The sequence below is a fragment of the Mycobacterium sp. E1747 genome, assembly GCF_001667775.1.
Taxonomy (GTDB): Bacteria; Actinomycetota; Actinomycetes; order Mycobacteriales; family Mycobacteriaceae; genus Mycobacterium.
The window spans coordinates 1-1426 of the sequence record NZ_LZJI01000122.1 but is presented as its reverse complement, the minus strand read 5'-3'; the positions used below and the strand labels follow the sequence as shown (position 1 = coordinate 1426).

Genomic DNA, 1426 nt, shown 5'->3' with positions numbered 1-1426 from the left:
GGAGGTTCGTCGTCGGGGGGTGCGGGGCCGGGCGGCGCCGGTTGGGCGGCCAGGCGGGCTTGGCGGTTGCGGTGGCGTTCGCCGGTGATGCGCTGGGCCCGGTTCTGGGCGCGGGTGCGGGTGCGCAGCGGCATCATCGCGGTGCGCTCACCGCACCGCTCGATGGGAGTGGGAGCCGGGATGTCACCGGTTGGCGCGCACAGGCTGGGAAACAGCAGCGCGCTGCCGGGGGTGGTGACGTAGGTGTGTCCGTCGGGCAGCCGCCAGATCAGGGTGCCGTCGGGTAACTGTTCGTCCCGCCAGCCCCAGAACGTTTTCAGCAAATGATGTTGGCGGCAAAGGGCTTTCAGGTTCGACGGATGCGTCGCACCGCCCTCGGAGTACGGGACCGTGTGGTCGATGTCGCAATCGACGGCCGGGCGATCACACCCCGGCGCCCGACACGTCAGATCCCGGCACCGCACGAAGTCGGCTAGTCCCTTCGACGGGGTGTAGCGCGGCTCAGCCTCGCCCGGGACGCCGAGGGGCACCAGCTTGGCCGAGCGGGCCAACTCGGCGATCACCTCCGCGGGAAGGAGTCCTTCGAAACCGGGCAGGACGCCCGGGGCCGCGCCGTGGCCGGCGACCGTGGCCTGCTCGGCGACGACGTGAATCACCACGGCGCTGGGAGTGCGCCCGGCGGCCGCACACCCGGGCGTTCCGCATTGACACCGCAACCGCTCCGCGCCGGCGGCCAGCGCCCCGAGTGCATCGGCGCGCCGCTGCCGCTGGTTGCGTGGATCGGCGCCACACACGCTGCGCGCCAACTCATCGAGCCGCCGGTCCAGGGCATGCCCGTCGGCGCCGAACATGCTGCCCGTCAGCCACGCCATCCCCGATTCGTTGGATTGCACATCCACGAACCTGTCGCTGACCGCCTCCTTGGCCCGGCGCACCGCATCGGCGTCCACCAGCGCCACCACACGATCCACCGCCGCACTCAACCCGCCCCGGGTCAGCGAGGGGCGCCGCGACAGCAAGGCCGCGAGCCGCGCGTCCACGCGCGCCAACACCTCGGCGTCGGTGACCAGATCGGTGCGGAACACGATCGTCTGAAACACGCGATAGTCGATGTCGCCGGCCTGGAACGCCTTGCCGACCTGCGGCAGCCGCTCGCGCAGCGCCATCGCGTATCGCAGATAGCTATGCGCCATCGCCACACTGCAACCCAGCGCGGCACCGACCTGCGCGGCGACCGCCTCCCACGCGTCGGCAGCCCAGTCCGCCCGCTCCCCCGAATCCCGGCAGCGCAACACCAGCAAATCCCCGACCGCCACCAACCGTTCGGCGGCGGCCCGCGCCTCCGCACGCCCCGCCTCACGCATCCGACCCAGCAGCGCCGACGATTCCGGCGTGCACCGCGAGGCCAAGGAATACTCGAACATGT

General features: G+C 71.7%; 1 protein-coding gene. It reads right to left on the bottom strand.

The genetic code is table 11. From position 1 onward, the window contains the following. A partial coding sequence (locus A5695_RS12225) for an HNH endonuclease signature motif containing protein (RefSeq protein ID WP_082946030.1) occupies positions 1-1424 on the bottom strand: 1424 nt, incomplete at its 3' end. Positions 1425-1426: the final 2 nt, after the last annotated feature.